The following is a 26300-nucleotide window of genomic DNA, read 5'->3' on the forward strand; positions in this document are numbered from 1 at the left end:
AGGGTGCGATTCAAGCACCCTTTCAATTCTTAACTTATGATGGTTTGAGGTTGTAGTACTAAAGTTTCTTTCTTACTAAAAGTCAGGCTATTATTCTCACAATTAACTACAATCGTATCTCCAGCAACAAACTTATTTTCTAACAACAAAGTCGCCAAGGGATTTTCTAATTGTCGCTGAATCGCCCGTTTTAAAGGACGTGCACCATAAACAGGATCGTAACCTGCTTCTGCTAAATGATCCTGTGCTTTTGCTGTTAGTTCAATGTTGATTTTTTGGTCAGCGAGTAAGTAGTGAATGCGTTTTAGTTGAATACCGACAATTTGCCGCAATTCGTGGCGACTTAAGGTATGGAACAAGATAATATCATCGACGCGATTTAAAAATTCCGGGCGGAAATGTTTTCTTAATGCGTCCATTACTTGTTTTCGCATTTCTTCGTAACGGGAATCATCGCCGCTAAAATCGAGAATGCGATCGCCTCCAATATTACTTGTCATTACAATTACAGTATTGCGAAAATCGACCGTTCTCCCTTGCGAATCTGTAATCCTCCCATCATCTAAAACTTGCAGTAAAATATTGAAAACATCGGGGTGCGCTTTTTCCACTTCATCTAATAATACAACTGAATAAGGTCGTCTGCGAATTGCTTCTGAAAGTTGTCCGCCTTCTTCATATCCTACATACCCAGGAGGCGCACCAATTAACCGAGAAACGGCGTGTTTTTCCATATACTCGGACATATCAATTCTTACTAAAGCGTCTTCTGCATCAAACAGAAATTGCGCTAAAGCACGGGCTAATTCGGTTTTTCCGACACCTGTTGGTCCCATGAATAAAAAAGAACCAATTGGTCTTCCGGGGTCTTTCATTCCCGCCCTAGCGCGACGAATTGCTGCTGCAACTGATGATACTGCTTCCTGTTGTCCGATAACTTTTTGGTGTAATTGTGCTTCTAATTGCAGTAATTTTTGGCGTTCTGATTCCAATAATCTGCTAATAGGAATTCCTGTCCATTTTCCGACAATTTCGGCAATATCTGATTCGGTAACTTGTTCCCTTAAAAGAGTAGAACCTTCAGCTTGCACTTGCAAAAGTTCGGTTTCTTTTGCTTCCCTTTCCCGTTGCAAACCTTCCAATTTGCCGTATTTTAATTGCGCTGCTTTGTTCAAATCATAAGCCCTTTCTGCTTGTTCAATTTGCACCCGCAGATGTTCTTCTTCTTCTTTCATGGCATTAATTGCTTCTAACAGCTGCTTTTCTCCTTGCCATTGGGAAGAAAGTGTTTCTTGTTCGGTTTTTAATTCCAAAATTTCATCTTCGATCCGCTGCAATCTTTCTTGGGAAACCTTACTTTCTTCTCCTTCTAAGGAAAGTTTTTCCATTTCTAATTGCATTACTCGGCGATCGATCGCTTCTAATTCTTCCGGTTTAGAAGTAATTTCCATTTTCAATTTAGCAGCTGCTTCGTCTACTAGATCGATCGCCTTATCCGGCAAAAATCTATCCGTAATATAACGCTGAGAAAGTGTCGCCGCCGCCACTAACGCCGAGTCAGTAATCTTAACTCCATGATGCACTTCGTAACGTTCTTTCAACCCCCGCAAAATCGAAATTGTATCTTCTACGGTTGGTTGATTAACATAAACTTGTTGAAATCTGCGTTCTAAAGCTGCATCTTTTTCGATGTATTTACGATACTCATCCAAAGTAGTCGCGCCAATACAACGCAACTCTCCCCTTGCTAACATTGGTTTTAGCAAATTCCCCGCATCCATCGAACCTTGACTATTTGCACCCGCCCCAACAACAGTGTGTAATTCATCAATAAATAGGACAATTTGCCCTTCCGAATTTGTAACTTCTTTGAGTACCGCCCGCAGTCGATCTTCAAATTCTCCGCGATATTTTGCCCCCGCCACTAAACTGCCCATATCTAAAGAAATTAAGCGGCGATTTTTCAAAGATTCAGGAACATCACCATTAACAATTCTTTGGGCTAAACCTTCTGCGATCGCCGTTTTTCCAACCCCAGGTTCGCCTATTAAAACCGGGTTATTTTTCGACCTTCTCGATAATACTTGAACGACGCGACGAATTTCATCATCTCGCCCAATTACTGGATCGAGTTTGCCTGTTTTTGCTTGTTCTGTTAAATCCCGTCCATACTTTTCCAAAGCTTCATAACGATTTTCGGGATTTTGATCGGTTACTTTTTGATTTCCCCGAATCGTTTTAACTGTTGCTTCTAACTTTTTGCTATCTACATCATAAGCTTTCATCAACCGCCGACCTACTCTTTCGTCTTCCGTAAAAGCTAAGAGTAAATGTTCAACAGAAATATAACCATCTTGCCAACTTTCTCTAGCTGACTCGGCGCGATCGAGCATGACATCTAAACTTTTGCCTAGATATAATTGGTCTACTCTAGGAAGTTTTGGCTGTACCTTTGTATAAGATTCTAACTGTTGAAACAGGCGGGTAGGTTCCACACCTGCGCGGTTGAGAATGCGCTGAGTTAGTCCTTCTTGTTCCAAAAGTGCGATCGCTAAATGTTCTACCTCTAGGTATTGATTTTGAAAGCGACGCGCCACTTCTTGAGATTTGACGATCGCTTCCCAAGCTTTATCGGTAAATTTAGTAGCATCAGTAGGTTGCACAGTAGCTCCTTTTATTAATAGAATTTTTCCTTACATCCCGCAAATACATCTTAATGAAAACTGGCGATATTGTACCTAAATTTTCCTTTCCCTCTAACAACCAAGTTGCTATTTTTCCCAGTCCGCAGTCCCCAATCCCCAGTCCCCAGTCCCCAGTCACTCTACTACTACACACCATTGATGAAGTTTGTATTTAACACAACCATTTTGCACTAAAGGATCTTGCTCAACTATTAATTTTGCCTCATCCATTGAACCTGCTTGGAATAGTAACATTCCGCCGCCGCGTTCTCCCCAGTAACCTGTTTTCGCTTGGTGTCCTTTAGCAATTAAATCTCGGACAAAAGCTTTGTGTGCGGGGATATATTGGTCAAAGGTAAGTTGATCGACAATTCCTTCTTCTATTTTGACAAACCAAGGCATATTAATGTTATGAGATCTAAGAGTTGGTTTTTAACTAATGGTAAGTTCTAGAAGTTTGTTTTTTATTGCTTTGCTACCGCCTGTCAGTATTCAGGAGGAAGTTAATCAGATTAAGCAGTACTTTAGCGATCGCTACGCCAGTAGTCATGCTCAAAAATCTCCCCCTCATATTACCCTACAACCGCCCTTTCAGTGGAATCAGGAATCGGTAGAAGTTTTAGAAGAGTGTTTGCGTGAGTTTGCGTGCGATCGATCCCAAGTACCCATTACTTTATCAGGATTTGCCGCCTTTCCGCCCAGAGTCATCTTTGTGAATGTCTTAAAAACGCCCGAACTCTTGAATTTGCAAGCAGACTTGGCTAATCACCTAAAGACAACCTTGGGTATTGTAGACGAAAAATTTCCGGGAAGACCGTTTGCGCCACACATGACAGTCGCTTTTAAAGACTTAACTAAACAAAATTTTAAAGCCGCTTGGTCTGAATTTCAGGATAAACCTTTTAAAGCAGAATTTATTGCTAATCAATTAACTTTGTTAATTCATAATAATGGGCGATGGAATATTTTCAAAGAGTTTACCTTCTAAAAAACAGGTTTCTTGTTAGACTTATGTAGAGAAGAGAAAGGGAGTTAAATAAAATGACAACTAATCAATCAATGACAATGGCAATAAAATCCCTTTACGAACAAGATCTTTGTCTGTGGTTACAAGCAAATATAAACTTATTAAAGGAGGGAAAATTTGCCGAAATAGATTTAGAAAATCTCCTAGAGGAACTGGAAAGTATGGTGAAAAGTGAGAAAAATGCTTTAAAGAGTAATTTAAGGGTACTTCTCATGCACTTACTTAAGTATAAATATCAGCAAGAAAAACGAACAAATAGTTGGGTTTACACGATTCGAGAACATCGTAAACGCATCCGAGATGCCTTCAAAATTAGTCCGAGTTTATATCGGTTTTTTGAAGATATTTTTAATGAATCTTATCAAGATGCTAGGGAACTAGCCGCAGATGAAACAGGCTTATCTATTAAGATATTTCCCCCAGAGTCTCCCTTTACTGTAGAAGAAGTTCTTAATCCTGATTTTTTACCAGATGATACTCCCGAAAATGTTGGATAATTGAATGAAATGTCTTTTTGGGCGATCGCTTTTTTCCCTGTTTTAGCACTTACCCAAAAACATAAGGGTTTTAGCTTCTTTTTATCAAGCCAAATTCATCTTGCAAGCATCGACTTTCGCACTAGCATTGATAATTTGTATGAAAATGTGATTTTTGGAGATAATTAAGGAGGAAATTAAGGAAAATATGAAATACATTAACCTACAGGAAACGGATGTCACACTAACATCAATTGTTGATGAAATCTCTGCTAACCAGTCTGAAATTGTGATTACCCGCAATGGTTTGCCAGTCGCTCGTATTGTTCCTTATTGGATTTCTGATTTACCTAAAAAACATTATCCACTGCGGGGAATGCCAATTACAATTGCTGCTGATTTTGATGAACCGATGTCTGAACTTTGGGATGCTTTAGGAGAATGATTTTACTTGATACCCATGTTTGGTTATGGTTACTTCACGATCCCAGTCAATTGTCTGAAGCTGCACGCAGCGCAATTGATACTGAAGAACCCTATAATGGTTTGATAGTATCAGCGATTTCAGTTTGGGAAATTGCGGTCAAATCTAGCATTGGTAAATTGATATTACCTTTACCGATTGATGAATGGTACAAGTTAGCATCAACTCATTCCGGTATTGTAATTGAACCGCTATCTCCACTGGATGCGATCGCTAGTGTATCCTTACCTGGAAGTTTCCATAAAGATCCAGCAGACAGAATTTTAGTAGCGATCGCCAGACGATACAATATTCCTTTAATAACTTGTGACACCAAGATTTTGAATTATCCCCATGTACAGACAATCTGGTAATGAGTGAAAAACTGGGTTTCTGCAAGGCAAATTTAATTACTGAGTGAGCGATCGCACATACACTTCCAAAGTTCTATTAAGTCTTAGCAATGAAGCACGATCTCCATTTTGCTCATTCTCTAAAAAACCACGCCTTTTTAAAGATTGGATTGCATTTAATATAATTTCTGTGCTATATTTCTTCGGCTTTTCCTGTAAAATATGGCTCAAAGTTACAGCTTTATTTTGTTTAGCTAAATAGTTGATAATCTGTTTTTCCGCTTCAGTTAATCTTACCCAGATTCGCTTTAGTTGTGAGCAAATCTCATTACTTAATATCAACAACGGTGCAGACAAAAACTCGCTGACACTTCCAGCAAATAATTCTTGAATCATCGTCGCTGTCATTTCTAACCATAAAGGATGACCTTGATATTTTTCAATCAAAATATCCCACATTTGCTCATCTAACAATTCTTTATCCTTTAATATTTGTTTAGCAGAATCGCCCAAACCTGTAAGTTTTAAACAATGGATAAATTTGTGACGATTAGCGTTTACATCTTCTGGTTGTTCGCTAGTAATCAACAACAAACTACTTGCATGAGACAATTCAGCAATTTGTTTAAATAACAGATAATATACTTCAAATTCTGATTGATATTGACCTGCAAATTTTCCGGGTTTAAATAACATTTGCAAGTCATCAATAACAATTAAGCAGCGATGTTGGCGGAGGAATTTAAGTAGTAAATTGATTTGGCGATCGATCGTATTAGGAACAACGAGAGGAGAGACAAAACTTTGCAGTAAATCAGTTAAAAAATTATCTATACTTGGACAATAGCGAAGACTGCGATAAACAATATATTCAAATTGCGTTGATACTTCTTCAATTAGCTTTACAGCAAGTGTCGTTTTGCCAATTCCGATCGTACCAAATAAAGTAATGAGGCGGGAATGCTCTTGAATTAGCCAAGTTTTTAAAGCGTTTAGTTCGTCAGTTCGTCCATAAAATGCGCTAACTTCTGGAGCATTATCTATGTCTAGATGGTGCTTTTCAGTTTGTTTAGATATGGGAGAGGATTTAGACGATCGCCTTCGTTCTGAACAAATATCTACTTTGTGAACACTAATAAAATTTCTAGATGACACACTGTTATATATAATAACTTTTTCTAAAATAGACCGGACATTTAACTTATTAACATCTTCCCCTAAAACATCGGATAACCTTTGCCATAATTCCGATGCAATATCTCGAATATGACCTTCACTTAAATGTTTTTCCGAGGCAATTTTTGCATATTTTTCACCTTGTAAAGTCCTTTTAAGAATTGTTTCTTGCAGATGGTCTAAATGTTCGCCTGTATGCGTAAAAAGCAGTTCATCAGCAAGTTTCAAGACTTCTGCAATATCCATAATTAGACAAATAACTACAATTATTGTTACATTATCCGATCTTCCCGACTTTTTTCCGACAAATCAAGGATTTTTTGGGGAAAAGTTCCGACACGATCCGACTGACAGAGTTATTTATATAAATTTATATCTATAGATAGATGCAATTGCTCTTTGTCGATAAATCAACAACTTACAACTTTATAAACCCTTACAAAGGTGACTTTTTTTCTCACCGATAGGGCGATCGGGAGTAGGCTTTGATTGACCAGGATTATTGTGACTGGACTAGTTGTAACGCCTTATCTTTATTATGATTCAAAAGAAGTTTTGGGAATCACTTACTAAGTCAGCAGCAGATTTGGGAAAAACCATAACTGATTCTGCGACACAAGCTACACAAGCGGTAACAGACACCGCAGCTAAAGCTGGAGAAACTGTTGGCAATGCTACAGCGCAAGCAAGTAAAGTCGTAGCAAAAACAGGAAAAACTATTACTGATTCTGCGACACAAGCTACCCAAATTGTAACAGACACCGCAGCTAAAGCTGGAGAAACTGTTGGCAATGCTACAGCGCAAGCAAGTAAAGCCGTAGCAAAAACAGGAAAAACTATTACTGATTCTGCGACACAAGCTACCCAAATTGTAACAGACACCGCAGCTAAAGCTGGAGAAACTGTTGGCAATGCTACAGCGCAAGCAAGTAAAGCCGTAGCAAAAACAGTCATAAATGCGGGAAGTGCTGCTAACAAAGCTATACGAAATTGGGTATGTTTTTCAGAAAATGATTCTCTAGCTTTTTATGGAGCGCTTTTCGCCGTTGCAGCAGCAGATGGCTCAATTGATGCAGAAGAGTTGAGTCTTATTTTAAGTAGCCCAGACATAATAAATATGTCAAAATCTGCCAAACAGCAAATTCAAAGTTATTCTGTTTCTCCACCTGATTTAGAAGAGTCTCTTAAAAAATTATCTAAAGCAGATGAGAAGCTACGATTTGGTTTAATGTTCTATATTTTTAACATTGTTTGGGTGGACAAAGTTCTTCATACAGGAGAAGAAAAGGCTATTGAATTAGCGCAAAAAGAACTTGGAATCGCCCACGAACAAGTCAAAGCTATAGACGCATTTGTACAGAAAATGGGAGAAATACGCGCTCGCAGTTTAAATGATGAATATGCAACTAACTCCATAAAAGAGGCTACTGCAAAGCTCAAAAAAGTAGGCGTTCCTATTGACTCTTTTTCCACATCAGAAGAGGGATCTGATCTATATAAACTTTCAATGACCTACTCTGATGAAGTTTTCTGGGAAAGATTAGGAAGTTTGGCATCACAAGCCGGAAAGACAGTAGTTGAATCGGCTTTAACTGTTTTCTATGCTGTTCAAGATCCAAACATTCCAGCAAAAGAAAAAGTGCTACTCTTTGGACCGTTAGCTTACTTTATATCACCAATAGACGCAGTTCCAGACTTGCTTCCGGGTGTAGGATTTACAGATGACTTAGCTGTATTAACAGCAGCCGTAGCTACAGTCGCCATGTGTATGAATGTTGACGAAGCTAAAAAATCTGCTCAACAGAAAATGAGAGAATGGTTTGGCGATAGCGTTTGAAAATTCACGGCGCTCTTTTATTTATATTAATAGACTCAATAAAAGATCGTCTAAATTTCAATATTACTTCAATAAATAGGGAGACTGCCGCTAATGGCTTACGTTCATGAAATAAAGTTTTTTAGGCAAGATAACGAAGTGTATGCAGCTTTGTATGATAATCCACCAATTTTTTGCCAAGAGTTCTGGATTAAAAATATTAGAATCCAAGAATTAGGTATTAAAAGTATACCAGAAAATGTACAAATAGGCAGAAAATATAAAGTTAAAGATTTGGGAATTAAACCATTTTATGCTTCCAAGCCGATGTTTGATTTTCTTGATAAAGTAGCTGAAATAGCTTGGAAAGAGGGGACAACATTAGCGATCGGAACCTTTTTGCTTAAATAAGAAATGCTAGTTAGCAGTCTGTAGGGTGCGTCAAATAATCAAATTATTGATTAGATAATTAACTTAAAAATCTGACGCACCCTACCACTCTATTTGAGAGGCGATATGCCTACGGCACGCTACGCTAACGCACTTTACCTTTTTTCACCCAAAGAGCGATCGACAGGAATTGTAAATGCGATCGCACCTTACTTTTTTATAGATAGGCGATCGCCTCGCCACTTGTGATCGGAGGATGCTTTAGAGACCCGTAAAGCATCTTCTTTTGTGGCATAATCAAGTCTTCACCATCGCGCACCCAGATGACTGAAACCGTTTACATTGAAACCAGCATTCTCGGCTACCTGACGGCTCGATCTACAGACAATCTAATTCTGGCTGCCAACATCAAAATCACTCAAGACTGGTGGGATGAGTACAGTAGCTCACTGGCGCTTTATACCTCAGAAATTGTTGAAGATGAAGCAAAAAGGGGAGATCCAAAGATCGCGGCTCAACGACTGAATCTGTTACAATCTTTAACCTTTCTGGATTTAACCGAAGAAGCCACCGATCTCGCAGAAGAATTTCTACGACAGAGTAATCTACCTCCTAAAACCTCCAACGATGCTTTACACATGGCGCTGGCAACAGTCTATGGCTTAAACTACTTGCTAAGTTGGAATTGCAAGCACATGGCAAATTCTCAGATCCAACGAAAATTATCAGAGATTAGCCGCGATCTTGGATATAAGCTACCATTTGTTTGTACGCCTTACGAGTTCATGACAATTGAGCCTCTAGGAAAGTAGCGATGTACAAAGACCCAATTTTGGAAGAGATCCACAAGTACAGAGAAGAATACGCAAAATCCTTTAATTATGACCTCAAGGCAATATTTGAGGATTTGCGAAAGAAGCAAATTGCCAGCGGGCGGAAAGTTGTAAAACTCCCAATAAAGCGCTGGTCTAATACTACAAGTGTTTGATTGGGTACGCGCTCGATGATGCTTGTAAATGCGATCGCTCTTGACTTTTTTATTGAGAGGCGATCGCACTCTTTATGTGGATGCGATCGCGTTCTCCTATTCTCCAGCTAACTGCAAAGTTTCTGCATAGAGGCGATCGTGAATCCAAAACCCATTAGTTCTCAAATCATCTAAAATTGGCTGTACCAAAGAAATCAAACCTTGTTGTTTAGCAGCAATTAAAATTCCTAATAATCCACTCACTTGTAAACCCAGTTGGATTGCTTCATTTCTGCCTCGTCTTTCATCAATAATCAATCGATCGGCTTTTAATTCCACAGCTAATGTAATTGCTTCTGCTTCACCTGGATCGAGATTAATCTGCAACTTTTGTAGTAAAGATTGATTAGTAATAGATTGGCACTTAATCCAATCTAAAGTTTGAATTGCCAATGTAGCTGGATCTGTTTCACCAGAATCCTAAAGTTTCATCGGAAATTATAATACTCATAATTGATTGCCCTCATTCAAATCTGCTTGAATGAGGGAACAAAGCTAGGATGGTTGATCGATCCTACAGAACAGCTGATATTAATATTGTTACCTGATGGTCGGATTTCTTTGCTCAAAAATAGCGATCTCTTACCTGTATTACCGGACATAATGTTAGATTTGACAGCTATGCAAGTATTTAGTTGGGTGCGCGATCGATGACAATTGGTAGACTTTCTTTGAGTGTACTTGCTAAAATCTCGGAAGGTGCGATCGCTTCCAAACTAACCTGGCTGCAATCCCGATCGAAAAACTTGTTCAGCAGTTAAATTAAAGTTAGGAAATCCTGGTGATTGAATCGGATTGTTACCCTGAAATTGACTAACTTGATACTCGTCTTCAACCAATTGATAAACTGAGAAAGTCGGCTGTTTCGGATTACCAATAAATCGCCTACCACCTAAACCCAAATAATCAACAATCCAATATTCAGCAATTCCCATTTCTTCATAATCTCCAGCTTTGACGAAATAATCATTGCGCCAATTAGTACTGACTATTTCTACAATAAGACGCACTGACGAACCCATTGTAATAATAGATTCTTTTGCCCAACGCGGTTCATTAGCTACAGCTTGTCGATCCAAAACAATAATATCTGGTTCGTAACCAGACTCGTCACGAAAAGGTTTAACTACGCATTCTTTCGGTACAAAGCAGTTCAACCCTTGATTTTCAATTGCAACATTTAATTTGTAGGAGAGAAAGCCTCCTAATTCTGAATGTTCGCCTGTTGGTTTTGGCATTTCAATAATTACCCCGTTGTGCAATTCATAGCGATGTTCTGAGTTTTCTGGATACCAAGCGATGAACTCGTCAAATGTGACTTTTTTGGGAATAGCTTGTGTCATAGCAAAGGCTTCTTTTTTAGTCAATTATTATTGTAATCTAATTTCAAATTCAATTATCTCTCGATCGTACTTATTCATAAATCTCTGTGTCGATCGCACCTCTCCTTCTCTTTTTCCGCCAAGCACATCTTCACGATGCAAAATTTCTCAACTCAACTCTCCCCAACTAGACGATTTGTTATAAAATTTTAATAAAGGGCAAATGGCGTGATTTACTAACAGCACGCTGCGCGATCGCAAACACAAAAAACAGACCAATGGCTTACTATATCTCTCCCAAGTTTCTTGACAAATTAGCAGTTCATATCACCAAAAACTTTCTCGATATTCCAGGGGTAAGAGTTCCGCTAATTTTAGGAATTCACGGACGTAAAGGAGAAGGAAAATCCTTTCAATGTGAATTAGTTTTTGAACGCATGGGTATCGAAGCAATTCACATTTCTGGCGGCGAATTAGAAAGTCCAGATGCCGGAGATCCAGCGCGTTTAATTCGGTTACGCTATCGAGAAGCAGCTGAATTAATTAAAGTAAGAGGCAAAATGGTTGCCTTAATGATTAACGATTTGGATGCTGGTGCAGGTAGATTTGATGAAGGCACTCAATACACAGTAAATACTCAGTTAGTCAACGCTACACTGATGAATATTGCTGATAATCCAACTAACGTACAACTTCCCGGAAGTTATGACGCAACGCCTTTACATCGAGTGCCAATTATTGTTACTGGAAATGACTTTTCTACTCTCTATGCGCCATTAATTAGAGATGGGCGAATGGAGAAGTTTTACTGGGAACCAAACCGCGAAGATAAGATTGGCATTGTGGGTGGTATTTTCTCAGAAGATAAACTTTCTCAAAGAGAAATCGAACAGTTAGTTGATACTTTCCTTAATCAATCAGTTGACTTTTTCAGTGCTTTGAGAGCGAGAATTTACGATGAACAAATTCGCCAATTTATTCATGAAGTTGGTTTTGATAAAGTCTCCTCTCGTGTGGTAAATAGTTTAGAAGGCCCACCAGTTTTTCAAAAGCCTAATTTTAGCTTATCTCGCTTAATTGAATTCGGTACTTTCATGGTGCAAGAACAGCAAAGAATTCAGGATTTAAGATTGGTGCAAGAGTACAATGTGTTGCGTCGTTTAAGTGGCAACACTATGCCAAATGTGACGATTAGCCCTCAACCACAAAAAGAACAGCCAAAAGCTGAAAATGCCAAGGTTGTTAATAGTAATCATGGCAATGGCAATGGTCATGCTTCTGGCAATAAGTTGAATTCTGAAACTCTCGAACAAGTGCGACAAATTTTGGCACAAGGTTATCGTTTGGGAATAGAATATGTAGATGAACGACGGTTTCGGATGAATTCTTGGCAGAGTACTAATTCGGCAATTACTAAAGAATCGGAGGCGATCGCAGCTGTAGAATCATCTTTAGCTGAACATAATGGCGAATATGTGCGTTTAGTTGGTATCGATCCAAAAGCAAAACGACGCATGGTGGAAACAATAATTCATCGCCCGAATAAGTAAGTTATTTCGGCTTTAATTAGTGTTAGCGATCGCTCCTTTTAGTGTGAGATGATGGAGGAGCGATCGTATTTCTTTTGATTATTACCAAATTTTCCACATCTCCAATAATGACTCGCTTTATCCACGATCAATTTGCCAAAGATTATCTAGAGGAATTACTAACTCCTTACGGACAAGTAAAACCAGATCAAAAAGTTTTATCAGAGACAAGAGAAATCGATGTACTATTCATTCCCAATACTTCCCCCGAAACCCTTTCCCAAGATTTAGGATTATTGGGAAAATTGGGAGAAACATCTGCAATCTTTGAACCTTTTCGCAATCCCGTCGATCCAGATGAAATTTGTAGTTGTCTCCTGAAAGCATTAGAAGTTAGAGAAAGTATTCAAAGACAAGCAAAGCGGAAAAATGCACCCAATGAACCCATCAGCTTACCTTACTTATGGATTCTTACTCCTACCGCTTCAACCTCTATCTTAGAAGGATTCCACGCTATACTAGAGGAAAATTGGGGTGGAGGAGTTTATTTTCTTCCCTATTATTTAAGAACAGCCATTGTAGTAATTCATCAATTACCCAAAACTCCAGAAACACTTTGGCTGAGAATATTGGGAAGGAAAAAAGTACAACAACAAGCAATTGATGAATTGGAAGCATTACCAGCAGACAATGTATGGCGAGAAAGAATCTTGGAATTGTTTTATCAATTACAAGAAAATTTAAACGTTAATCAAACTTTAGATGCAGACGATCGGGAGTTAATTATGAGATTACAACCTTTGTGGCAAGAAAAGTTAGCACAGGTGGAACAACAAGGCATTCAGCAAGGTATTCAGCAAGGTATTCAGCAAGGTATGGAACAGGGAGAGCGTTTAGTAGTGGAGAATTTATTAAGAGCAAAATTTGGAGAATTAGATACAGAACTATCTACTTTAATTGACTCGATTTTGACTTTCCCTCCCGAAGAATTTACTCCTTTATTATTGCAATTGTCCCGTGAGGAATTGCTAGAAAGATTTGGAGGTTAACTAAAAAGTGCGATCGCACTTACAAGCAAGTAATACAGATCGCCTCCAATGCTATGCGAGTTAGGCGATCGCCATTTTCCAGAGGCAAAATCTTCGGTACAATTCCTCTCATAGTTCGACCTCAATTATTTGCTGTAATTAATGGTTACTATATTAGCCAATAAAAAATCGGGGCAATTTAAAAATTACCCCTACTTAAAACTTGTAATTATTTAATTACGCAATAGCAGAAATTAGTATCTGCTGCTGTTTGGTTTGTGAACGATGAAGCTAAGAACTTGGCACTGCTTCACGTTATCAAAACCCATCACGCGGATGTAGCAGTTGGAATACTCAGAACGGCAAGCTTTGATTTCGTTCAAAATTTCATTGGTGCTGGTAGCGTTGAACAAAGGTAACTTCCACATTGTCCAGTAGTGCTGTTCGGGAGCAGAGCTTTCGCTGAATTCTACACCAGGAATGAAACCATTATCCAAAATATATTGGAGTTGGCGGGCAATTTGAGCATCAGAGAGAGGTGGCAAGTAGGAAAGAGTCTCGAAACGACGCTCTTTAGGTAAAGTTTGCATGGCTGTGAAAAAATCCTTAAATTACGAATGTCTGGAAAACTGTTAATTAGCGATCGGAATTATCCCAATTTTGCTCAGAAGAATCCCTTTCCTGTTCTGGATAACTACTGGAGTCCGAAATGCTCAGTTGCGTGATTCGCTCTAAATGCCCGCGCCGATGTTCCATATTGGCTTGCTCAATATTACTGCGAACCATCTCCGGTAAAAAGTCTGTCACTTCCTCTGCAAAATGCTGTCGCAAGGTCATTAACCGTAAAGCTAAATCCTGTTTTTCATGCAGCAACGCTTCTAGAAACGCTTCTCCATCTTGAACACTGTTCCTAGCGGCAAAGTCATTCAACCAATACGCTAGAGGAGGATTCGTTTCACTAAGCTGAGCCATTACAGTCCGCAGCGCTTGGTAAGTTAGATAACTACTCAGCACTTTAGCTGTGTCTTTCGCAACTTTTTTTAAGTCCATGTCGTGACTCCAGCCTGATAAATTTTAGACTTTAGATTTTAGATTCTAGATTTTAGACTAGGTATTCCTGCTGAGCAACAAAAAATGTTGTCAGATCTAAACATCCCCAAAAAATCGCCAATCTAAAATCCAAAATCCAAAATTATTACAGGGTGTCTACGGCTTGGAACTCGAACTTGATTTCTTTCCACAGTTCGCAAGCAGCAGCCAACTCAGGTGACCACTTGCAAGCTTCGCGGATCACGTCGCCACCTTCACGCATCAGGTCACGACCTTCGTTACGAGCTTGGATACAAGCTTCCAATGCTACACGGTTAGCGGTTGCGCCCGGAGCATTACCCCAGGGGTGTCCGAGAGTACCACCACCGAACTGTAAGCAGGAATCATCACCGAAGATTTCTACCAACGCTGGCATGTGCCATACGTGGATACCACCAGAAGCAACAGGCATTACACCAGGCATGGAAGCCCAGTCTTGGGTGAAGAAAATACCACGAGAGCGGTCTTCTTCAACGTAGTTTTCCCGCATCAAATCAACGAAGCCCATTGTGATGCCTTTTTCGCCTTCCAGCTTACCTACAACGGTACCGGAGTGTAAGTGGTCACCACCAGACATCCGTAAGCACTTGGCTAATACGCGGAAGTGAATCCCGTGAATCCGTTGACGATCGATTACAGCGTGCATCGCGCGGTGGATGTGTAGTAATACACCGTTGCGACGGCACCATTTAGCCAATGTGGTGTTAGCAGTGAAACCACCTGTTAGGTAGTCGTGCATGATGATGGGGGTTTTGATTTCTTTAGCAAACTCTGCCCGTTCCATCATTTCTTCGCAGGTGGGGGCGGTAACGTTCAGGTAGTGACCTTTGATTTCGCCTGTTTCTGCTTGTGCTTTTTCGATCGCTTCTTGTACAAACAAGAATCGATCGCGCCAGCGCATGAATGGCTCAGAGTTAATGTTTTCGTCGTCTTTGGTGAAGTCCAAACCACCGCGCAGACATTCGTAAACCGCACGTCCATAGTTCTTCGCAGACAAACCGAGTTTTGGTTTGATCGTGCAACCTAACAAAGGACGACCATACTTGTTCAACTTGTCACGCTCAACCACAATACCGTGTGGAGGGCCTTGGAAGGTCTTCAGGTAAGCAACTGGAATCCGCATATCTTCCAAACGCAGTGCCTTCAGTGCTTTGAAACCAAATACGTTACCTACAATAGAGGTAAGCATATTGGTGACAGAACCTTCTTCAAACAGATCTAGAGGATAAGCAACAAAGCAGAAATATTGATTATCTTCACCAGGAACTGGTTCGACATCATAACAACGACCTTTGTAGCGGTCTAGGTCTGTCAACAAGTCAGTCCATACTGTTGTCCATGTACCAGTAGAAGACTCAGCAGCTACCGCAGCGCCTGCTTCTTCTGGTGGAACTCCGGGCTGAGGCGTGACACGGAAGCAAGCCAAAATATCTGTATCTTTTGGTGTGTAATCTGGAGTGTAATAAGTAAGCTTGTAATCTTTTACCCCTGCTTGATACCCAGATTTGCTCTGAGTCTTAGTTTGAGCGTAAGACATAATCTACTGTTCCTGGGAATGACTTGAATTTTTATCTGCCTTATTTGGCTGTCGTTTTAAACTATATCAAGAAATGTATTCTTTAAACTTCAATTTTTTTTTAGATTTTCATAACCTTAAGTTATATTATGATTCGATGTATAAACTTTTGTTGCAACATTGATGCAAAAAGTTACATTTTATGTTTAGTTGATTGCCTGTCGATCGCACTTTTTCCCAGACTAAAGTAGAAAGCAACGTAAAACATTGGGTGAGGAAATGATGCTTAAGAAGGCAGAAGGCAGAAGGCAGAAGGCAGAAGGCAAAAAACAAAAATTCCCCTACTCCCCTTGTCCCCTACTCCCCTTGTCCCCTTGTCCCTCTGCCTTTCTCGGTAAAGGGTTCAGCTTAAGCTTGCTCTTGTTAGGAGTAATTCTGGCTCAAAGCAGCTTTGGTGTATTTGCTCAATCTGTTTCTGTCGATCGATCGGTTCCATATTATATGGATGGGGCACCACCTCCGGGAGTAGCACCTTTACCAGTGCAACCTTTACCTGCTCCCCAAACAGAATATCGAGTCGGAGCTCTGCAATCAGATTACACTGGTAGTCTTTGGGTAGGTTCTTGGCGAGGTTTAGCCAGAATCGATCCTAATACAGGGAGAATTTTAGCTAGAGTTGCTTTACCTGATTATGCGATCGGTGCTTTAGCAGCAGATAAAGTAGGTAGAATTTGGGTAGGGACTTATCAGGGTTTACAACGAGTAGACCCCCGGACTAACGAAATTACCGCGCAAAATTATGTAATACCTTCTAAAAGAGTTTTGTCCCTGTTAATTGACAAACGTGGCTATTTGTGGGTGGGAGGCGATCGCGGTTTAGCATTAATTAGTCCTGACCAAGGATTATTAATGACCACTCTGCAAAAATTACGCGGCGTTAGTGCAAACGCTCTCAGTCTCGATCCTGAAGGTCAACTCTGGGTAGGAACATTAGATGGGTTAGTCAGAGTTGATACTGCCAGTGCTTTCCCCATTGGTGATGTTAAGGATCTTCCAGGTACTACCGTACAAGCTTTAGCTTTAGACACTAGGGGTAGTCTTTGGGTGGGAACACCAAGCAGTTTAATTGAACTCGATCCTCTTAATGGCAGAGTGCTCCGTGAAGTTCCAGAATTTAGCCAGCGCAATGTTACAGCCTTAGCAGTTGACGAATTGGGTAGTCTGTGGATCGGTACAGATAATGGTGTATTTCGCTACGACCCATACCGAGGTAGATTAGCTGGTCAAGTGACAGGTTTACCCGCTGCTAGAGTCCTTTCCCTTTCACCAGATACAGGCAATAAACTTTGGGTGGGTACAAGCGAAGGTTTAGCTTGGGTAAGTGTAGATACAGGTTCCGCTACCGCCCATCGTGGTTTTAGTCGCCAGTAGGGAATGGGGAGATGGGGAGGTGGGGAGGTGGGGAGGTGGGGAGATGGGGGGATGGGGAGATGAGGGAAACTCAAAAGTCAAAACTTTCTAAATTACTAACTCAAAACTCAAAACTCAAAACTCAAAACTTTTATTTCTAATGGCACTCACGACTCAGCAACTAATTCAATATAAACAGCAAGGGCGTTCAATTGTAACGCTCACAGCTTGGGATTATGCGATCGCTCAGTTGTTGGATTTAGCTGGGGTAGATATGATTTTAGTTGGTGATTCTTTGGCAATGGTAGCTTTAGGTTATGAAACTACTTTGCCAATTACTCTTGAGGAAATGATTCATCATGCTAAAGCTGTGCGTCGGGGTGTGAAAAAAGCTTTGGTAGTTTGCGATCTGCCGTTTTTAAGTTATCAAGAAAGTCCGCAACAAGCGATGCGATCGGCAGGAAGAATTCTGAAAGAAACGGGAGTACAAGCGGTAAAATTGGAAGGGGGATATCCGGCGATCGCGCAAACAGTCTCCTACTTAACTCAAGCGGGAATTCCTGTCTTAGGTCATGTTGGGTTAACGCCGCAATCTGTACATAAATTAGGATATCGGCAACAGGGGAAAACGACTGAGGAAGGAGAGCGGATTTTTAGTGAAGCGATCGCCTTAGAAGCAGCAGGAGCTTTTGCTATAGTATTAGAGCATATTCCGGGAGAATTAGCATTAAGAATTACTGAAAAACTCTCAATTCCTACCATTGGAATTGGCGCAGGTGTTCACTGTGATGGACAAGTTTTAGTAACTGCGGATATGTTGGGAATGACTCTCAAACAGCCACCTTTTGCCAAAGCTTATGTAAATTTGCAAGAAATAATTACGCAAGCAGTACAGAATTATAGCAATGAAGTCAAAGAGCGAAAATTTCCTTGAAGGTTGACAAATGTGTTTTCAAACCTATAACTATCAAAATAATTCTCTAGTAACTAAGGAGAAATGAACAATGATTACTGCAAAAAAACGTCCGGCAACACTCGACAAGCGAGTATTTTTTTGTGATGATTACCTTGGAGTCTCCAGCATTCAGCAATTTAACCTACTTGACTTGCACCTAAGCTCTAGACACGGTTCAGCAAAGTACAGATGGAAATTAGTATTCGATCTTTTGAATAGTGGGAAAGGCTTACATGGAGTGAATTTCACCAAAGAGGAATTTACTACTCTAATTCAGCTATTTGAATCGAAACCGTTTGACTGGGAAAACCGAATTTTTGATGAATTTACTAGTTATTTTGATTATCGCTATTTAAATTTAGATGACGCAATAGCTGTTGCAAATCAGGTGGCTGAATTTGCATATAAACTCCATAATGATATTTTACATTCTGTTTCAAAAAATATAAGAACTCAACAGAACTCAAGTTTTAGAATTTATATATGTGGTGAAAGAAATAGTCAATACCAATTATGTGCAGATCAAGAGTGGAGACTGGAAATTTTACTATTTAAGAATGGTCAAATTTCTACTAAACGGGGAAATAAAGATATGGGATTAATAAACGGATATCCACGCGATCGGGCAATTGCTACTCTCAATCCTAACCGAGAAGATGGTGTGTTACTGATTAATCATAATGTCCACCATGCAGAATTTTTCCCAACAGATTGGAACACATTTTGTTTACAAGTAGATCGGCGTGCATTTCCGAGAAAATAGTTATAGTTATCGTTTTTCTTGATTCCTCACTCCTCAGTCCCCAGTACCTAGTCCCTAGTCCCTAATCCCTAGTCCCAAATCCCGCTTTCGGTTATCCACACAGAGCGCGTGACCCGACAAACCGATAAAATCAAATTAAGAAAATTAACAAAAAAGCAGGCTCAGATGATTCCTACCGTTATTGAACAGTCTGGTCGCGGTGAACGCGCCTTTGATATTTACTCCCGACTCTTGCGGGAGAGAATCATCTTCTTAGGTAAACAAATTGACTCAGACTTGGCTAACCTGATTGTGGCTCAGTTGCTTTATTTAGACTCCGACGACCCGGAAAAACCTGTCTATATATATATTAATTCTCCGGGTGGTTCGGTAACGGCAGGCATGGGTATTTACGATACCATCAAGCAAATCCGTCCAGAAGTCTACACTATTTGTACTGGATTGGCTGCCAGTATGGGCGCATTTTTGCTGAGTGCTGGTACTAAAGGGAAACGGATGAGTTTACCTAATTCTCGGATTATGATTCACCAACCTTTGGGTGGCGCACAAGGTCAAGCAACGGATATTGAAATTCAGGCGAAGGAAATTTTATACCACAAACGTCGTTTGAATGAAATGTTAGCCGAACATACAGGTCAACCTTTAGAGCGTATTGAAATTGACACAGAAAGAGACTTCTTTATGTCAGCACAAGAAGCTCTAGATTACGGCTTAATTGACCAAGTAATCGATCGCACTGCTGCTGGTAGCAAACCTGTAGCTGTCTAATTAAACAGGTAAGTTGTTGCGCTTTAGCGCTAAACTATAGCGCTAAAGCGCAACTACGTACATAAATTAAGTGGGGTTGGGTTGTGCTTCTAGGTATTCTAGGAAGTCTTCCAACTCTTCTTTTTTGAGGTCGTTACGAGTTTTTTTGCCGTAGGTACGAAATAGATGATCGCTTCCTTGTTTTTTCGTCCAACCTAAGCGTTTAATTTGGACGTTGGTACGAGCAATTAAATCAGAAAAGTCGTCGGGACTGGTGTCTTCAATAGTGTCGCTAGATCGATCGCTAAACTCAGTCTCGAATTCTCTTGGTGGTGCGATCGCCATTTCCGGATCGTGACGACGGGAAGTAATGGGTGTTACTTTACTAAAGCTAACAGGTGGTTCGTCTTCATCTGCAAAAGAATTGATCGGAGTTAACTTGGGTGTTTCCAAAAAGCGATTTACTGGGAGATCTGAGAATGGGGAATCGGATTTTTCTGCTGTATCTGGTGTAACTTCCAGATGAGATTTTGCGGCACCAGTTGTTACTTTACCGGTGGAAAAAGTGGTTCTTTCCGAAACAGATGAGTCTAAATTGGCATGATTTGACCAAGTAGGATCTGTAGTCGCTGGTTCTATATGGGGAGTTTCCCGTTTTTCGGAAGAAAAGACAGCAGGTTGGGAATATTCAGGAGAAATTGTGCTCGCGCTGGTTTCCTGTCCCCAAGATAAATGAATACCCATGAGTTCCAGCGCTCGAATTCTCGCTTGGTCTTCGGCTAATTCAATAGTGTCAGCAATTGCCATCCCAGTTGCTTTTGTGACACCATCAATTTGAACTAAGGCGCGAACGACGAATTTGCCGTTATAAATTGTTAACAATTCTGAAATCAGACTGCCTGTGGGATAACGAACCCGAAATTGTGCAAACATAGTTATTATTATCCTGCTTTAAACATTAAGCATAGCTATTTTCTTCACGACCGCTCTAAACCTACAATAGTGAAAGGATTGTTTATCCGCACGCTATCAAACCGGAACGCTTAATTGTTGAAGCACCCACCGTGCTTTACCGCTAACACGCTACTATCGCGATATGCCTACGGCACGCTGACGCGAACGCTTTCCCAGAAGCAGATTCAAGGCTCTGCACTGGGTCTAAAGGCGATTTATCACCGGAAAAAACTCGCGTGTAACAGCGTAAAGGTGGCTCAAAGCATGGATATCGGGCGCACCAGCAACGCGATCGAACATACAGAGTGGATGCCCTTGGTGAGATCACATATATGAGTAAAACATCTTGGGGTCAAATTTGGGAACAGTTTTTCTCACTTTTCCCATTAAATGACATCATCATCACTATCAGTATGTACTGCATCTACCCTTCCTTTGTATCTGGCAAGGAGATGGCCTAAGTTTAGCGCAATTCTCGTAGGGCTGGGGTTGAGTGTTTAACAATTTTGGATTGAGAAATTATCTGATTTTCGATTTGACTGAGTAATTGTAAATCATCTAAAATCGGCAATTTAAAATCTAAAATTGATGAAGCGTGGAGCGATGGCGAAAAGAAAACACAAATAAATTGAGACGCTAAGGACTAGTCGCTACATGGAATTTTCAATCGCTACATTACTTTCTAATTTTCCCGATGAAAAATTGGTAGCTGCCAAAGTGTTGGAGAAAAAACTGGGTTGTACTGATGAACCTAGTTTACGTAGACTACAAATTGCCTTGGATGCCTTAGAAAAAGTTGGCATTTTAGTCAAAGAACGAGGCAAGTATCGGCGGGTTTTTGAGGCGGGAATAGTAGAAGCAAAACTCCGCTGTTCTAGCAAAGGCTTTTGTTTTGCGATTCAAAATGTCGAAGGCGCAGCTGATATTTACGTGCGGGAAAGTCATCTGAGTACGGCTTGGAATGGCGATCGCGTTTTGGTAAAAATTACTAAAGAGGGCAATCGCAGGCGCAGTCCCGAAGGGGAAGTCAAACTAATTTTAGAACGTGCCAATCCTAGCGTTTTAGCTAGGATAAAACAAAGCATGGATAATACAGGAAAAGTAATTTACAAAGCTGTTCCTTTAGACGATCGCTTATTGTTTGAACTTGATTTAGTAACCAATGGTGATGATTTAAGTGCGGCGATCGATCATCTCGTCCACGCAGAAATTGTTCGCTATCCTTTAGCATCTTACCCTCCCCTTGGTAGAGTTGCTCAAGTTCTTGGTAGTGATGCAGAAGCAGCCGCCGATATTGATATCGTATGCTGTAAACATGACCTACCCCGGAAATTTCCCGCGACGGTACTCTCATCCCTGGAAAAATTTTCCCACAAACTTAGCAAAACAATATTAAAAAGTCGCCTTGATTTACGTCATTTAATTACTTTAACCATAGCTCCGGCAGCTGGCGGTTATATTGACGAGAAAACTTTGCTGGTAGAACAAGCTTTTACCTTAGAAAAAATTGAGGGTGATTTATGGCGAGTGGGGATTCACATCGCTGATGTTGCTAATTATGTACCAGCTGATTCTCCCCTAGATCGAGAAGCAAAAAAACGTGGCAGATCGACCCAATTAGGTGATAAAGTATTGCCGATGTTGCCTGAAACTTTGCTGGCTCATTGTTCCTTATTACCAGGACAAGATCATTTAGCTATTTCGGTGTTACTATCTTTATCCAGTAACGGTGAAGTAGTGGAATTTGAGATTCAAAGAAGTGCCATTCAAGTAGACTTTCACTTAACCGAATCTCAGGCACAGGATATTCTCTTACGTCATCATACAAATTTAGATTTGCAGCAAGCTGACATAGAAGAATTATCCCCGGTTTTTGCTACTCTCGACCAACTCTTTGTTTTGAGTCAAAGCATTAAAGAAAGACGATTGGAAAGGGGTAGCTTTGAATTAAATTTGCCTTATGAAGGTAGCCAATTTAATGATGAAGGAATAGCTGAGGCTGCGATCGCTCTACCAAATCACCCCGCTGGGTCAATGGTCAGGGAATTAATGATTTTAGTCAATCAAATGGTAGGCAGTCATTTACTAGCTTTGGGTGTGCCAAGTCTTTACCGAGTACAACCAGCACCCGATCCAGATGATGCGGTAGAATTGCATAAGTTGGCAAGTAATTTGGAAATAGATTTGCAACTAGAAAATGAGGATACTGTCACACCTTTTGATTTCCAAAAATATATTGAGGATTTTTCTCAATCAAAGGCTCAAAAGGTTTTAAACTCGTTGTTGCAATCAACTTTAAGGCCATCTGTTTACAGCACTAATTCTGGTTATCATTTTAGTTTGGCTTTGTCTGGGGGCTATACTCATTTTGTTTCCCCAGCTAGACGTTATGCAGATTTAATGGTGCAAAGAATACTCATGTTAGTATTTGACGAAGGACGCGATCGCAGAAGTACTCGCGTTAAAGAAAAGGTAGATTTGCATCATAGTTCTTGTCACGGAGAAATTAATTGGAACGTCTTGCCACCCAATGTCCAAGAAGAATTAGAAGAACAATTAGCATCATTAATTGTCCCGCTAAATGAACGAGAAAAAGAAGTCCAAGAAGCGGAAACAGATTTGGCAGGATTGAAAAAAGCTGAACTGATGAAAGAACGCACAGGAGAAATTTTCCAAGGCGTAATTACAGGCGTTCAATCCTACGGTTTCTTTGTAGAAATGGAAGTATCAGTGGGTAATGGTACGCCTTTTTATCCAGAAGGTTTGGTTCATGTATCATCATTAAAAGATGATTGGTATGAGTATCGATCTCGTCAAGAAGCACTCGTGGGACGCAAAAATCGCAAGCAATATCGATTAGGCGATCGCGTAGAAGTGCAAGTAAAAAGCGTAGACTATTACCGTCAACAGATAGATTTAGTAACTGTGGGCAGTGAAAGTGCTTTTGACGATGACGAGCGAGATGAATATCCATTTCCCAATTTTGATGATGAATAATGTTATTTGTCATTCGTCATTGGTCATTAGTCAACAGGTTAACAAATGACTAATGACTAATGACAAATAACAAAGAACAAAAAACAAATGACTAATAACAAATGACTAATGACTAAACCTTTAATCTTGGGAATTACTGGGGCATCGGGCTTAATTTATGCTGTCCGGGCTTTAAAATTTTTGCTAGAAGCTGATTTGAGCGTCGAACTAGTAGCTTCAAAATCTACCTACATGGTTTGGCAGGCAGAACAAAACATCCGACTCCCTGGCGAACCAGTACAGCAAGAACAATTTTGGCGCGAACAAGCAGGAGTATTAACTCAGGGAAAATTATGTTGTCACCCTTGGGGCGATGTCGGCGCAAATATTGCCAGCGGTTCTTACCGCACGCTGGGAATGCTCATCATCCCCTGTAGCATGAGTACAGCAGCAAAGTTAGCAGCGGGTTTAAGTTCCGACCTTTTGGAACGAGCCGCCGATGTCCAACTCAAAGAAGGTCGTAAACTGGTATTAGTCCCCCGTGAAACTCCTTTTAGCTTAATTCACCTGCGGAACCTAACCAGTTTAGCCGAAGCAGGAGCCAGAATTGTTCCAGCTATTCCCGCTTGGTATCACAATCCCCAAACCATTGAAGATTTAGTAGATTTTGTAGTAGCCCGTGCCCTAGATCAATTAGATATTGATTGTGTTCCTTTGGAGCGTTGGCAGGGGAGCAGGGGAGCAGGGGAGCAGGGGAGCAGGGGAGCAGGGGAGCAGGGGAGCAGGGGAGCAGGGGAGCAGGGGAGCAAGGAAAAACTTTAACTTAAAACTCAAAACTCAAAACTCAAAACTTAAAACATGGCTGTTCGCATCGTACTACTACTAATGGCTCTCGGAGGGTTGACAGTGTTTGCCCTTCAGAATACTAAGTCTGTGAGGTTAAGGTTTTTGGGGATGACAACCCAAGCGTTACCTTTGGGATTTTGGATATTAGCAGCGGTTGTAGCTGGAATATTGACAGCTTTAATTGTGGCTTGGTTGTTACAATTAATTAATTCTTGGGGAAATGCTAAATTACGATCGCGAATTCGCCAGTTAGAAGCAGAAAAACGTAGTTATCAAGGGCAAAGTCGAGAATCTGCTTCCTCTACATCTCAAAGTTATTCTTATTCGGCAGCAAGTAGTAGTTCTGCGAGTGCTGCTGGCGCTTCATCAAATGTTTCTGATAGTGATGAACAGTGGGAAGAAGAGGATGAGGAAGAAGGTGATAATTATGGGAGTTCGGGTTCTAGTGTTGCGGGTGATGTGAGCGATCGCAATTACGAAGCCAAACAAGAACCAACTAGTAGTTATCGATCGGGTTCAGTTTATTCTTATGGTTACAGAAACCCCAGCGATTCCGCAGTAGGCAAAACAGAATCCGTTTATGATGCAGAATATCGGGTAATTACTCCACCTTATCGCTCCATAGAAACCGAGGAAGAGAAAGAAGATAATACCCCTGAACCTTCACCATCTAATCAGCAGAACAATAATGATGATGATTGGGGTTTTGTTGATGACGATGATTGGGATTTTGATGACAAAGATAAAAATCCCCGATCCCGATAATAAGCTAAAAAATTATTTAGGGGTCGCAATTTGAATTGTATATTTTGAGCAATGTTTTTTGATTTGGAATTACTAAATAGCTTATGAATAGCCCTACTGCAACCTTGCTGATTTCTTGCCCCGATCAAAAGGGATTGGTAGCTAAATTTGCTAATTTTATCTACTCCAATGGTGGCAATATTATTCATGCCGATCAGCATACGGATTTTGCAGCAGGGCTATTTTTAACGCGGATTGAATGGCAATTAGAAGGATTCAATTTGCCCAGAGAAATAATTGGGCCAGCGTTTAATGCGATCGCCGCACCTCTACAATCTAGCTGGCAGTTGCATTTCTCTGATACAGTTCCCAAAATTGCCATTTGGGTAAGTCGGCAAGACCATTGTTTATATGATTTAATTTGGCGATATAAAGCGAAAGAATTTCCCGCCGAAATCCCTTTAATTATTAGTAATCACCCTGACTTACAAGAAATAGCCGAGCAATTTGATATTGATTATCATCATATTCCCATTAATAAAGATAACAAAGCTGAGGCCGAAGCCAAACAATTAGAACTATTGCAAAAATATCAAATAGATTTAGTCGTTCTAGCCAAATATATGCAAATCCTCAGCCAGGATTTTGTCAGTAAATTTCCTAAAATTATTAATATCCATCACTCATTTTTACCCGCCTTTGTCGGCGCAAATCCATATCATCAAGCTTACCAAAGAGGCGTAAAAATTATCGGTGCAACTGGTCATTATGTCACCACAGATTTAGATGCAGGGCCAATTATTGAACAAGATGTAGTAAAAGTTAGTCACCGAGATGATATTAATGATTTAATTCGCAAAGGTAAAGATTTAGAAAGAGTGGTTTTAGCCAGAGCAGTTCGCGCTCATTTACAAAACCGTGTATTAGTTTACGGCAATAGAACCGTAGTTTTTGAATAAAAATTACTTTTCCGGGTGCTTTTGTAGGGTGCGTTAGCCACAGCGTAACG

28 protein-coding genes are annotated in these 26300 nt (G+C 40.3%); 19 read left to right on the top strand and 9 right to left on the bottom strand.

Features of this window, described 5'->3' with window-relative positions; genetic code table 11:
* Positions 1–29: 29 nt before the first annotated feature.
* A complete protein-coding gene (gene clpB / locus ACE1CI_RS00350) occupies positions 30–2663 on the bottom strand; it encodes an ATP-dependent chaperone ClpB (RefSeq protein WP_413264913.1) in 2634 nt (877 codons plus the stop codon).
* Positions 2664–2819: 156 nt separating this feature from the next.
* On the bottom strand, positions 2820–3086 hold the full coding sequence (locus tag ACE1CI_RS00355; protein WP_413264914.1) for a YciI family protein: 267 nt from the start codon (positions 3084–3086) through the stop codon (positions 2820–2822).
* 37 nt (positions 3087–3123) lie between these two features.
* On the opposite strand from ACE1CI_RS00355, the gene ACE1CI_RS00360 reads away from it, so the two are divergent.
* The 4 genes from ACE1CI_RS00360 to ACE1CI_RS00375 all read left to right on the top strand — a co-directional run bounded on the left by ACE1CI_RS00360 (position 3124) and on the right by ACE1CI_RS00375 (position 5024).
* Complete coding sequence (locus tag ACE1CI_RS00360; protein ID WP_413264915.1) at positions 3124–3672, top strand: 2'-5' RNA ligase family protein; 549 nt, start codon at positions 3124–3126, stop codon at positions 3670–3672.
* Between the two features lie 53 nt (positions 3673–3725).
* Positions 3726–4208 (top strand): DUF29 domain-containing protein, encoded by a 483-nt coding sequence (locus tag ACE1CI_RS00365; protein ID WP_413264916.1) that lies wholly within the window; start codon positions 3726–3728, stop codon positions 4206–4208.
* A gap of 187 nt (positions 4209–4395) precedes the next feature.
* Entirely contained in the window at positions 4396–4632 is a 237-nt protein-coding gene (locus ACE1CI_RS00370; RefSeq protein ID WP_413264918.1) for a type II toxin-antitoxin system Phd/YefM family antitoxin, read from the top strand.
* Positions 4629–5024 (top strand): type II toxin-antitoxin system VapC family toxin, encoded by a 396-nt coding sequence (locus ACE1CI_RS00375; RefSeq protein WP_413264919.1) that lies wholly within the window; start codon positions 4629–4631, stop codon positions 5022–5024. Before ACE1CI_RS00370 ends, ACE1CI_RS00375 begins: the two co-directional genes overlap by 4 nt.
* Positions 5025–5060: 36 nt before the next feature.
* On the opposite strand, the gene ACE1CI_RS00380 is transcribed toward ACE1CI_RS00375, so the two are convergent.
* Positions 5061–6425 (bottom strand): helix-turn-helix domain-containing protein, encoded by a 1365-nt coding sequence (locus ACE1CI_RS00380; protein WP_413264920.1) that lies wholly within the window; start codon positions 6423–6425, stop codon positions 5061–5063.
* A 340-nt stretch (positions 6426–6765) separates the two neighbouring features.
* Between ACE1CI_RS00380 and ACE1CI_RS00385 the strand changes: the two genes are divergently transcribed.
* The 4 genes from ACE1CI_RS00385 (at position 6766) to ACE1CI_RS00400 (ending at position 9197) form a co-directional block, all read left to right on the top strand.
* A complete protein-coding gene (locus ACE1CI_RS00385) occupies positions 6766–8016 on the top strand; it encodes a DUF1232 domain-containing protein (protein ID WP_496615168.1) in 1251 nt (416 codons plus the stop codon).
* Positions 8017–8109: 93 nt separating this feature from the next.
* Positions 8110–8406: a hypothetical protein gene (locus ACE1CI_RS00390; protein WP_413264922.1), complete on the top strand. Its 297-nt coding sequence runs from the start codon at positions 8110–8112 to the stop codon at positions 8404–8406.
* 105 nt (positions 8407–8511) lie between these two features.
* Positions 8512–8634, top strand: a complete 123-nt coding sequence (locus ACE1CI_RS00395; RefSeq protein ID WP_413264923.1) for a hypothetical protein — start codon at positions 8512–8514, stop codon at positions 8632–8634.
* Positions 8635–8708: 74 nt separating this feature from the next.
* Positions 8709–9197 (top strand): PIN domain-containing protein, encoded by a 489-nt coding sequence (locus ACE1CI_RS00400; protein WP_496615169.1) that lies wholly within the window; start codon positions 8709–8711, stop codon positions 9195–9197.
* A gap of 272 nt (positions 9198–9469) precedes the next feature.
* Here the strand turns inward: ACE1CI_RS00400 and ACE1CI_RS00405 are convergent, their stop codons facing one another.
* The gene (locus tag ACE1CI_RS00405) at positions 9470–9805 is read right to left on the bottom strand and encodes a PIN domain-containing protein (protein ID WP_413264925.1); all 336 of its coding nucleotides are present in this window, start codon (positions 9803–9805) and stop codon (positions 9470–9472) included.
* A 60-nt stretch (positions 9806–9865) separates the two neighbouring features.
* Here ACE1CI_RS00405 and ACE1CI_RS00410 point away from each other — a divergent pair, with 60 nt between their 5' ends.
* Positions 9866–10066, top strand: coding sequence for a hypothetical protein (locus ACE1CI_RS00410; RefSeq protein ID WP_413264926.1), 201 nt, complete (start codon positions 9866–9868; stop codon positions 10064–10066).
* 62 nt (positions 10067–10128) lie between these two features.
* On the opposite strand, the gene ACE1CI_RS00415 is transcribed toward ACE1CI_RS00410, so the two are convergent.
* Positions 10129–10755: a Uma2 family endonuclease gene (locus tag ACE1CI_RS00415; RefSeq protein WP_413264953.1), complete on the bottom strand. Its 627-nt coding sequence runs from the start codon at positions 10753–10755 to the stop codon at positions 10129–10131.
* A gap of 257 nt (positions 10756–11012) precedes the next feature.
* Here ACE1CI_RS00415 and ACE1CI_RS00420 point away from each other — a divergent pair, with 257 nt between their 5' ends.
* Both ACE1CI_RS00420 and ACE1CI_RS00425 read left to right on the top strand, forming a co-directional pair.
* Positions 11013–12284, top strand: a complete 1272-nt coding sequence (locus ACE1CI_RS00420; RefSeq protein ID WP_413264927.1) for a RuBisCO small subunit-like domain-containing protein — start codon at positions 11013–11015, stop codon at positions 12282–12284.
* Positions 12285–12391: 107 nt separating this feature from the next.
* Positions 12392–13312 carry a hypothetical protein gene (locus tag ACE1CI_RS00425; protein WP_413264928.1) on the top strand — a complete coding sequence of 307 codons (921 nt, stop codon included), beginning with the start codon at positions 12392–12394 and terminating at the stop codon, positions 13310–13312.
* 233 nt (positions 13313–13545) lie between these two features.
* On the opposite strand, the gene ACE1CI_RS00430 is transcribed toward ACE1CI_RS00425, so the two are convergent.
* The 3 genes from ACE1CI_RS00430 to ACE1CI_RS00440 all read right to left on the bottom strand — a co-directional run bounded on the left by ACE1CI_RS00430 (position 13546) and on the right by ACE1CI_RS00440 (position 15917).
* Complete coding sequence (locus tag ACE1CI_RS00430; protein ID WP_413264929.1) at positions 13546–13881, bottom strand: ribulose bisphosphate carboxylase small subunit; 336 nt, start codon at positions 13879–13881, stop codon at positions 13546–13548.
* Between the two features lie 46 nt (positions 13882–13927).
* On the bottom strand, positions 13928–14341 hold the full coding sequence (gene rcbX, locus ACE1CI_RS00435; protein ID WP_413264930.1) for a RuBisCO chaperone RbcX: 414 nt from the start codon (positions 14339–14341) through the stop codon (positions 13928–13930).
* Positions 14342–14486: 145 nt separating this feature from the next.
* Complete coding sequence (locus tag ACE1CI_RS00440; protein WP_496615170.1) at positions 14487–15917, bottom strand: ribulose-bisphosphate carboxylase large subunit; 1431 nt, start codon at positions 15915–15917, stop codon at positions 14487–14489.
* A 258-nt stretch (positions 15918–16175) separates the two neighbouring features.
* Here ACE1CI_RS00440 and ACE1CI_RS00445 point away from each other — a divergent pair, with 258 nt between their 5' ends.
* From ACE1CI_RS00445 to clpP, 4 genes are all read left to right on the top strand, one after another.
* On the top strand, positions 16176–17327 hold the full coding sequence (locus ACE1CI_RS00445; RefSeq protein ID WP_413264932.1) for a ligand-binding sensor domain-containing protein: 1152 nt from the start codon (positions 16176–16178) through the stop codon (positions 17325–17327).
* Between the two features lie 139 nt (positions 17328–17466).
* A complete protein-coding gene (gene panB / locus ACE1CI_RS00450; protein ID WP_413264933.1) occupies positions 17467–18240 on the top strand; it encodes a 3-methyl-2-oxobutanoate hydroxymethyltransferase in 774 nt (257 codons plus the stop codon).
* 70 nt (positions 18241–18310) lie between these two features.
* Positions 18311–19024, top strand: a complete 714-nt coding sequence (locus ACE1CI_RS00455; RefSeq protein ID WP_413264934.1) for a hypothetical protein — start codon at positions 18311–18313, stop codon at positions 19022–19024.
* A 129-nt stretch (positions 19025–19153) separates the two neighbouring features.
* Positions 19154–19792, top strand: a complete 639-nt coding sequence (clpP, locus tag ACE1CI_RS00460; RefSeq protein WP_413264954.1) for an ATP-dependent Clp endopeptidase proteolytic subunit ClpP — start codon at positions 19154–19156, stop codon at positions 19790–19792.
* Between the two features lie 66 nt (positions 19793–19858).
* Here clpP and ACE1CI_RS00465 read toward each other — a convergent pair whose 3' ends face one another.
* On the bottom strand, positions 19859–20704 hold the full coding sequence (locus ACE1CI_RS00465) for a slr1353 family protein (protein ID WP_413264935.1): 846 nt from the start codon (positions 20702–20704) through the stop codon (positions 19859–19861).
* Between the two features lie 675 nt (positions 20705–21379).
* Between ACE1CI_RS00465 and ACE1CI_RS00470 the strand changes: the two genes are divergently transcribed.
* From ACE1CI_RS00470 to purU, 4 genes are all read left to right on the top strand, one after another.
* Complete coding sequence (locus ACE1CI_RS00470; protein ID WP_413264936.1) at positions 21380–23722, top strand: ribonuclease R family protein; 2343 nt, start codon at positions 21380–21382, stop codon at positions 23720–23722.
* Between the two features lie 108 nt (positions 23723–23830).
* Positions 23831–24523 (top strand): flavin prenyltransferase UbiX, encoded by a 693-nt coding sequence (locus ACE1CI_RS00475; protein WP_413264937.1) that lies wholly within the window; start codon positions 23831–23833, stop codon positions 24521–24523.
* 36 nt (positions 24524–24559) lie between these two features.
* Entirely contained in the window at positions 24560–25312 is a 753-nt protein-coding gene (locus ACE1CI_RS00480; protein ID WP_413264938.1) for a LapA family protein, read from the top strand.
* A gap of 83 nt (positions 25313–25395) precedes the next feature.
* The gene (purU, locus tag ACE1CI_RS00485) at positions 25396–26250 is read left to right on the top strand and encodes a formyltetrahydrofolate deformylase (RefSeq protein ID WP_413264939.1); all 855 of its coding nucleotides are present in this window, start codon (positions 25396–25398) and stop codon (positions 26248–26250) included.
* Positions 26251–26300: the final 50 nt, after the last annotated feature.

Source organism: Floridaenema flaviceps BLCC-F50 (genome assembly GCF_041929275.2).
GTDB classification, from domain to species: Bacteria; Cyanobacteriota; Cyanobacteriia; order Cyanobacteriales; family Aerosakkonemataceae; genus Floridanema; species Floridanema flaviceps.

Excerpts from the sequence above, each read along its gene's own strand:
- ACE1CI_RS00355 (WP_413264914.1), bottom strand. The coding sequence starts at position 3,086 with ATGCCTTGGTTTGTCAAAATAGAAGAAGGAATTGTCGATCAACTTACC.
- ACE1CI_RS00360 (WP_413264915.1), top strand. The coding sequence starts at position 3,124 with ATGGTAAGTTCTAGAAGTTTGTTTTTTATTGCTTTGCTACCGCCTGTC.
- ACE1CI_RS00365 (WP_413264916.1), top strand. The coding sequence starts at position 3,726 with ATGACAACTAATCAATCAATGACAATGGCAATAAAATCCCTTTACGAA.
- ACE1CI_RS00370 (WP_413264918.1), top strand. The coding sequence starts at position 4,396 with ATGAAATACATTAACCTACAGGAAACGGATGTCACACTAACATCAATT.
- ACE1CI_RS00375 (WP_413264919.1), top strand. The coding sequence starts at position 4,629 with ATGATTTTACTTGATACCCATGTTTGGTTATGGTTACTTCACGATCCC.
- ACE1CI_RS00380 (WP_413264920.1), bottom strand. The coding sequence starts at position 6,425 with ATGGATATTGCAGAAGTCTTGAAACTTGCTGATGAACTGCTTTTTACG.
- ACE1CI_RS00390 (WP_413264922.1), top strand. The coding sequence starts at position 8,110 with ATGGCTTACGTTCATGAAATAAAGTTTTTTAGGCAAGATAACGAAGTG.
- ACE1CI_RS00395 (WP_413264923.1), top strand. The coding sequence starts at position 8,512 with ATGCCTACGGCACGCTACGCTAACGCACTTTACCTTTTTTCACCCAAA.
- ACE1CI_RS00400 (WP_496615169.1), top strand. The coding sequence starts at position 8,709 with ATGACTGAAACCGTTTACATTGAAACCAGCATTCTCGGCTACCTGACG.
- ACE1CI_RS00415 (WP_413264953.1), bottom strand. The coding sequence starts at position 10,755 with ATGACACAAGCTATTCCCAAAAAAGTCACATTTGACGAGTTCATCGCT.
- ACE1CI_RS00420 (WP_413264927.1), top strand. The coding sequence starts at position 11,013 with ATGGCTTACTATATCTCTCCCAAGTTTCTTGACAAATTAGCAGTTCAT.
- ACE1CI_RS00425 (WP_413264928.1), top strand. The coding sequence starts at position 12,392 with ATGACTCGCTTTATCCACGATCAATTTGCCAAAGATTATCTAGAGGAA.
- ACE1CI_RS00430 (WP_413264929.1), bottom strand. The coding sequence starts at position 13,881 with ATGCAAACTTTACCTAAAGAGCGTCGTTTCGAGACTCTTTCCTACTTG.
- rcbX (WP_413264930.1), bottom strand. The coding sequence starts at position 14,341 with ATGGACTTAAAAAAAGTTGCGAAAGACACAGCTAAAGTGCTGAGTAGT.
- ACE1CI_RS00440 (WP_496615170.1), bottom strand. The coding sequence starts at position 15,917 with ATGTCTTACGCTCAAACTAAGACTCAGAGCAAATCTGGGTATCAAGCA.
- ACE1CI_RS00445 (WP_413264932.1), top strand. The coding sequence starts at position 16,176 with ATGATGCTTAAGAAGGCAGAAGGCAGAAGGCAGAAGGCAGAAGGCAAA.
- panB (WP_413264933.1), top strand. The coding sequence starts at position 17,467 with ATGGCACTCACGACTCAGCAACTAATTCAATATAAACAGCAAGGGCGT.
- ACE1CI_RS00455 (WP_413264934.1), top strand. The coding sequence starts at position 18,311 with ATGATTACTGCAAAAAAACGTCCGGCAACACTCGACAAGCGAGTATTT.
- ACE1CI_RS00465 (WP_413264935.1), bottom strand. The coding sequence starts at position 20,704 with ATGTTTGCACAATTTCGGGTTCGTTATCCCACAGGCAGTCTGATTTCA.
- ACE1CI_RS00470 (WP_413264936.1), top strand. The coding sequence starts at position 21,380 with ATGGAATTTTCAATCGCTACATTACTTTCTAATTTTCCCGATGAAAAA.
- ACE1CI_RS00475 (WP_413264937.1), top strand. The coding sequence starts at position 23,831 with ATGACTAAACCTTTAATCTTGGGAATTACTGGGGCATCGGGCTTAATT.
- ACE1CI_RS00480 (WP_413264938.1), top strand. The coding sequence starts at position 24,560 with ATGGCTGTTCGCATCGTACTACTACTAATGGCTCTCGGAGGGTTGACA.
- purU (WP_413264939.1), top strand. The coding sequence starts at position 25,396 with ATGAATAGCCCTACTGCAACCTTGCTGATTTCTTGCCCCGATCAAAAG.